Origin of the sequence: Micromonospora sp. NPDC049645 (assembly GCF_040675155.1) — a bacterium.
Classification (GTDB): domain Bacteria; phylum Actinomycetota; class Actinomycetes; order Mycobacteriales; family Micromonosporaceae; genus Micromonospora.
The window spans coordinates 284,837-290,983 of the sequence record NZ_JBFAOI010000006.1 but is presented as its reverse complement, the minus strand read 5'-3'; the positions used below and the strand labels follow the sequence as shown (position 1 = coordinate 290,983).

Genomic DNA, 6,147 nt, shown 5'->3' with positions numbered 1-6,147 from the left:
GCGCTGCCCGCGCTGCCCGCGCTGCCCGCGCTGCCCGCGCTGCCCGCGCTGCCCGCGCTGCCCGCGCTGCCCGCGCTGCCCGCGCTGCCCGCGCTGCCCGCGCTCAGGTCAGACGGCCCGCTCTGCCCGGCCCGCGACACGCGACGGCGGGCTCCGCTGCGTCGGCTCCGCAGCGGCAGCGGGCGGCGTCAGTGGGCGGTGGGGGTGAGGTCGGCCTCGACGGGCGGCGGGGTGGCCGCGTCGGCGTTGCGGCGGCGGCGCAGCTCGATCGGGAGCACCACCAGGGTGACCAGTGCGCCGAGTGCGCCGGTCACCACGAAGCCCCAGAGTGGCGCGCTGGCGTCGATCACCGCGCCGGCGAGCGGGGCACCGACCGCGATGCCGACGGTGACCGCCGAGCCGTGCAGGCCCATCGCCTCACCGCGTACCTCGGCCGGGACCAGGCGGCTGACCGCGTCGGAGCCGGCCGCGATGGTCGGCGCGCAGAGCGCGCCGGCGGGGATCAGCGCCAGGCACAGCAACCACCAGTGCGCACCGCCTAGGCCGACCGGAATGGTGCACACGGCCAGCGCGGCGGTCAGCGCCAGCGGGGAGAACGAGCGGTGTACGGCCCCGTAGGCGAAGCCGCCGGCCAGCGAGGCGACCGCCCAGATGGCCAGCACCGCGCCGGTCCAGCCGACCTCGCCGCTGGCCCGCAGGACGGCGACCACCGCCACGTCGGTGCCGCCGAGCACCAGGGTCGCGGCGGCGCTGAGCGCCAGCACGGCGAGCAGTCGGGGCGTCAGCCATTCCCGGCGCGGCACGCGACGCCGCGGGCCGGTGGGCTCGGCGGCCTCCCGCATCGGCGGGTTGACCAGCCACAGGGCGATCCCGGCGGCGACGATGCCGCCACCGACCAGATACATGGTGGTCTGCGCCGAGATCGCGGTGACCAGGGCCACCGCCAGCGCCGGGCCGATCATGAAGGACAGTTCCACCGACATCGAGTCCAGCGCGTAGGCCGGGCGGCGCTGGTCCTCGGGGACCAGCGCGGCGATCGACTGACGGACCACCGAGAAGATGGGCAGGGCCAGGGAGCCGGCCACGAAGGCGGCCGGCAGGAGCACGGGGTACGTCATCGTCGGCGCGGTGGACCAGAAGATCGCCTCAGCGATCCCGGTGAGCACCAGGACCGGACGCAGCCCACGCCGGTCCACCAGTCGACCGAGCAGTGGCCCGCCGACCGCCGCGCCCACGGTGACCGCCGCGCCCACCAGGCCGGCCGCCCCGTAGCCCCGGTCCAGGTCGAGCACCACGTGGAAGGTCAGCGTCACCCCGGTCGCGGTGAGCGGGATGCGGGCGAGGACGGCGACCAGCAGCAGCGACCGCAGGCCGGGCAGAGCGAGTGCCCGCCGGTAAGGCTTCATGTTCACGTGGGTCCGTACCTCCGGCGACATCCTCGACCGGAGGCGGCCCCTTGGCCAACCCATTAGCGCCTCATGCGGCCCTGATCACAGGCTGACCGTGCAGGATCACCCCGGCGCCGTCCATCGCGCGGAGGGCCACGTCGGTGGTCGCCGGGGCGACCGCGGCGGTCAACTCGAGCAACACGGTGGTGGCGAAACCCTCCCGGGCGGCGTCCAACGCGGTCGCCCGGACGCAGTGGTCGGTGGCGATGCCGACCAGGTCGACCCGGTCCACGTCGTGTCGGCGCAGCCAGTCGGCGAGACACTCGCCGTCGTCGGCGTGCCCCTCGAAACCCGAGTACGCCGCCGCGTGCTCGCCCTTGTGGAAGATCGCCTCGACCCGGGCGGTGTCCAGCTCGGGGTGGAACTCCGAACCGCTGGTGCCGACCACGCAGTGCCGGGGCCAGGACTCCACGAAATCCGGCGGATCACCGAAGTGGGCGCCCGGATCGACGTGGTAGTCCTTGGTGGCGACCACGTGCGCCCACCGGTCCGGCTCGGCGGCGAGCAGGCGGGAGATGCCGGCGGCGACCCCCGCGCCGCCCGCGACGGCCAACGAGCCGCCCTCGCAGAAGTCGTTCTGCACATCCACGATGATCAGCGCGTTGGCCATCGGAGTTTCCCTTCGAGAACGGATCGGCGGACGGCTCAGTCGGCGGGTACCACGGTGACCGGCACGGCCGGGTCACCAGCGGAGAGCTTCAACCCCTCCCAGGGGATGGAGATCAGGCATTCGCGCAGGTGCTCCCGTGACTCGTCGAGGGTGGGCAGCGACACCGGCTCACCGGAGACCACGTACGAGTGTTGGAGCATGCGGTCGTTGGGCTGCCGGTCCGGAACGCCCTGCGGGACGATGATCTCCTCGGTGGCGGTGCCGGTCGGCTTGTGCCGGCGGACCGCGACCTTCCGGCCACCGATGGTCGCCTTGTGCTCGGAGCGCTTCACCACCGGCCGCCCCTCGACCTCGACCAGCTTGTAGACCAGCCCGGCGGTCGGTGCCCCGGAGCCGGTGACCACGGCCGTGCCGGCTCCGTACATGTCTACCGGTTCGGCGGCCAGCGCGGCGATCGCGTACTCGTCCAGGTCACCCGAAACGATGATCTTTGTCTCGGTGGCGCCCAGCGAGTCGAGCAACTCCCGGGACTGCTGGGCGATCACCGCCAGGTCACCCGAGTCGATCCGCACCGCCCGCAGCTCCGGCCCGGCCACCGCGATCGCGTTGCGGATGCCCTGGCTGATGTCGTACGTGTCGACCAGCAGCGTGGTGTCCTTGCCCAGCGTGGCGACCTGCGAGGCGAACGCCGCCCGCTCGTCGTCGTGCAACAGGGTGAACGCGTGCGCCGCCGTGCCCGCCGTCGGGATGCCGTAGCGCGCGCCCGCGGCGAGGTTGGACGTGAACCGGAACCCGGCCAGGTACGCGGCCCGCGCCGCGGCCACCGCCGCCTCCTCGTGCGCCCGACGCGACCCCATCTCGATCAGTGCCCGGCCCCGCGCCGCGGTCACCATCCGGGCCGCCGCCGCGGCCACCGCGCTGTCGTGGTTGAGCACGGACAGCGCCAGCGTCTCCAGCACCACGCACTCGGCGAAGCCGCCGGAGACGGTGAGGATCGGCGAACCGGGGAAGAACAGCTCGCCCTCGGCGTACCCGTCGACGTCACCGGTGAAGCGGTAGTCGGTGAGCCACGCCGCCGCCGTCTCGTCGACCACCCCGGTCCGGGACAGGAACTCGACCTCGGCGGGATCGAATCGGAAGTCGCGGATCAGCTCGATCAGCCGGGCCGTACCGGCGACCACGCCGTACCGGCGGCCACTCGGCAACCTGCGGCTGAACACCTCGAAGACACACCGGCGGTCGGCGGTGCCGTCCTTCAGTGCCGCGCTGACCATGGTCAGCTCGTAGTGGTCGGTCAGCAGCGCGGGGCGGTGGGTGCTCACCGCCCCAGCCTAAGGTTCAGCCTGTTTCGCCGCCGTCGTGGCCCGGGATCGAGCGCAACGCCGCCCACAGCTCGGCCCGGCCGGTCACGCCGAGCTTGGCGTAGATCCGTTGGAGGTGGTTCTCCACGGTGCGTGCCGAGAGGAAGAGCCGTTCGGCAATGGCCCGGCTGGGCGCACCGTGCGCGGCGAGGCGGGCCACCTGCCACTCGCGTTCGGTGAGCACCGGCGCGCCCGCCTGAAGCGCCGGAGTCCGGATCAGGTCACAGCGCCCGAGCAGACCGGCGAGGCGCTCCCGGGCGTCGTTGGCCGCGGCCGAGTGCTGCTGGCGCAACCGCTGGACGGCCTGGGACGTGGCCTCGGCGGCGTACACGGTCAGCTCCAGGGCCGCGTAGTCGTCGGCGACCGCGAGCAGGTCCGTGGGGGAGTCGGTCACCGCGGCGCGGGCGTGCCGGGCCAGCAGCGGCGGCAGCACCCCGTCGACGCGCTCGGAAAGCTCGGCGAGGCGCTGCGCCACCGTGCGTCGGCCACCGTCGGAGCAGGTGGGCCCGACCGCCATGCCCGCCTGTTCCAGCCGGACGAGGTCGTGCAGGACGTGCACCTCGTGCCCGGCGAAGCCGTCCGAGCGCAGCCGGTCCACCAGGTCGCCGAGGTGTTTGACCGCGCCCGGCAGGTCTCCCGACGCGGCGAGCGACGCGCCCCGCGCCTGCTCCAGCCACGGGTAGAGCACCGCCATGCCCGGCGCGTGGGTGCGGTCGGCTTCGGCCATCGCCGCAACCGCCTGTGCGGCGTCACCGCGCAACGCCGCCGACTGGGCGCGCTCGGCCTGGGCCAGGCCGGCGTAGACCCGGCTGGTGGCCAGCACCGCGCAGGCACCCAGCGAGGTCCGCATGGCGGCGTCGCTCTGCCCCCGCAGCCGGGCCGCGTACGCCTGAAGGATGGCGAGGTAGCCGGTGCCGAGGCGGAAGTCGCCCTCCCCGGCGAGGTCGGCGAACTCGTCGGCGACGATCGCGTCGATCCCGGCCAGGTCACCGGTGAGCATCAGCCGGGTGCCCCGGGCCAGCTCCAGGGCCAACTGGAGGTACGGCATGTCGGTGCGCCAGCTGGCCGCGGCCGAGTGCACCTGGGCGATCGCCGTACCGCTGCGGCTCAGCTCGCCCTGTGCGGCCTGGACGTACGCGATGGTGGAACGGGCCAGCTCGCGGGCGGCGACGCCGGCCGCCGGCCGGTCCAGGACGCGCTGGCTGAGCCGCACCGCGGCGGCCGTGTCCATTCGGTGCAGCCGCATGATCGCCTCGAAGGCGTGCACCCGGGACCGGTCGGCGGAATCGCTGAGCTGCTCGGCCCGGCTCGCGATCTCCTCCACCGTGGACTCCCGACTGAGCCCCCAGTAGCTGACCATACCGCGCACGGTCAGCCAGCGGCAGAGTCGCCGCTCGTCGCCGGCCTCGGGGGTGACCGCGTCGAGGACGTTGATCGCCTCCTCGGGTCGGTCGGCGAACATCAGGATGGTGGCCAGCAGCTCCGCCGCGTCGGAGCCGCCCTCGGCGTCCAGCGCGGCACGCGCCAGGCGGGTCGCCAACGGCACGTCGTAGCGGGTGAATGCCTGCACCGCGGCGTCCAGCAGCAGGGCCGGGTCCTGTGCGGTGCCCGAGTCGAGTCGCCAGACGGCAACCCGCAGCAGGTCGTCGCGGCGGCGCTTGCCCACCTGCTCGAGCAGCTCCGCGAGGCTTGCCTGAAGTCGCCGGGTGCGGCTGACCGGGCAGCGACGGCGCATCACCTCGCCGTAGAGCGGGTGAGCCAGCCGGACGTTGGTGCGCCGGTCGTGCTGAACCACGGTGATCAGCCCGCGTTCCTCGGCGGTCTCCACGTCCGACTGGTTGGCGGCCTGCTTGAGAAGGTGCAGCCCGAGTGGTTCGCCGAACGCGACCAACTCGACCACCGCCCGAACGCCGTCGGTGAGCTTGCCGACCCGGGTGTCGATGAGGTCGGTCAGGTTGGGCGCCAACTCCAGTCGCCCCGTCCACTTCCAGATCCCGTACGTGCGTTTCAACTCGGCGCTGCCGTTGGCTGCGTGCACCAGCTCACGCAGCAGCAGCGGGTTGCCCGCCGACAACCGACCGAGCCGGTCGGCGGAGCCGGCGTCGACCGGGCCGCCCAGGATCGCCGCCAGCAGACCGGCGGTCTCCGCCTGCGGCATCGGGGTCAGCTCGACGTGCTCGACCAGGTCGTCGGTCCAGAGCGCCCGGATCGGCAGCGGGATCTGTTCACCGTCGCGCAGGGTGCCGACCACTGTGGCGTTCTCCGAGCGGGCGACCAGATGCACGAGTGCCGCCGAGGGCGGATCGAGCAGGTGGGCGTCGTCGATGGCGAGCACGATCCGTCGGCCGGCCGCCTGCTGTTGCAGAACGTTGAGCGCCCAGCGCAGGACGCCGGCGGGGGAGAGGCCCTGGGGTTGCTCGGCGGGGAGGACCTGGACCAGCCCGCCGAACGGCAGTGCCGCGGTGGTGGCGCTGGCGGCGATGGACCAGATCGCGAACCGGTCGGTGGGCAACGCGCCCACGCCCTCGCGCAGCAGCCGACTCTTGCCGATGCCGGCGCTGCCGCTGAAGAAGAGCCCTCGGCCGGCCTCGCCGGTCACCGCCGCCAGCAGGCGGTTGAGCTCATCCGTCCGGCCGACGAACTCCCATCGACTCATTCGCGCAGCATATCGATCGAAATCCGTCCGCGCCCGTACCGTCACCGTGCGAAGTTGAGTAACCGCACAATT

At 73.4% G+C, this 6,147-nt stretch carries 4 protein-coding genes; all 4 read right to left on the bottom strand.

Features of this window, described 5'->3' with window-relative positions; genetic code table 11:
- Positions 1-188: 188 nt before the first annotated feature.
- Genes AB0J33_RS16850 through AB0J33_RS16835 form a run of 4 tightly spaced genes read right to left on the bottom strand, consistent with a single transcriptional unit; the run spans position 189 to position 6,075 of the window.
- Positions 189-1,436, bottom strand: a complete 1,248-nt coding sequence (locus tag AB0J33_RS16850; protein WP_363614406.1) for an MFS transporter — start codon at positions 1,434-1,436, stop codon at positions 189-191.
- A 40-nt stretch (positions 1,437-1,476) separates the two neighbouring features.
- The gene (locus AB0J33_RS16845) at positions 1,477-2,058 is read right to left on the bottom strand and encodes an isochorismatase family protein (RefSeq protein ID WP_363614404.1); all 582 of its coding nucleotides are present in this window, start codon (positions 2,056-2,058) and stop codon (positions 1,477-1,479) included.
- A 35-nt stretch (positions 2,059-2,093) separates the two neighbouring features.
- A complete protein-coding gene (locus AB0J33_RS16840) occupies positions 2,094-3,380 on the bottom strand; it encodes a nicotinate phosphoribosyltransferase (RefSeq protein WP_363614402.1) in 1,287 nt (428 codons plus the stop codon).
- Between the two features lie 16 nt (positions 3,381-3,396).
- Positions 3,397-6,075, bottom strand: a complete 2,679-nt coding sequence (locus AB0J33_RS16835) for a LuxR C-terminal-related transcriptional regulator (RefSeq protein ID WP_363614400.1) — start codon at positions 6,073-6,075, stop codon at positions 3,397-3,399.
- Between the last annotated feature and the right edge of the window lie 72 nt (positions 6,076-6,147).

Coding starts and splice junctions, on each gene's coding strand:
- AB0J33_RS16835 (WP_363614400.1), bottom strand. CDS start 6,075: ATGAGTCGATGGGAGTTCGTCGGCCGGACGGATGAGCTCAACCGCCTG.
- AB0J33_RS16850 (WP_363614406.1), bottom strand. CDS start 1,436: ATGTCGCCGGAGGTACGGACCCACGTGAACATGAAGCCTTACCGGCGG.
- AB0J33_RS16845 (WP_363614404.1), bottom strand. CDS start 2,058: ATGGCCAACGCGCTGATCATCGTGGATGTGCAGAACGACTTCTGCGAG.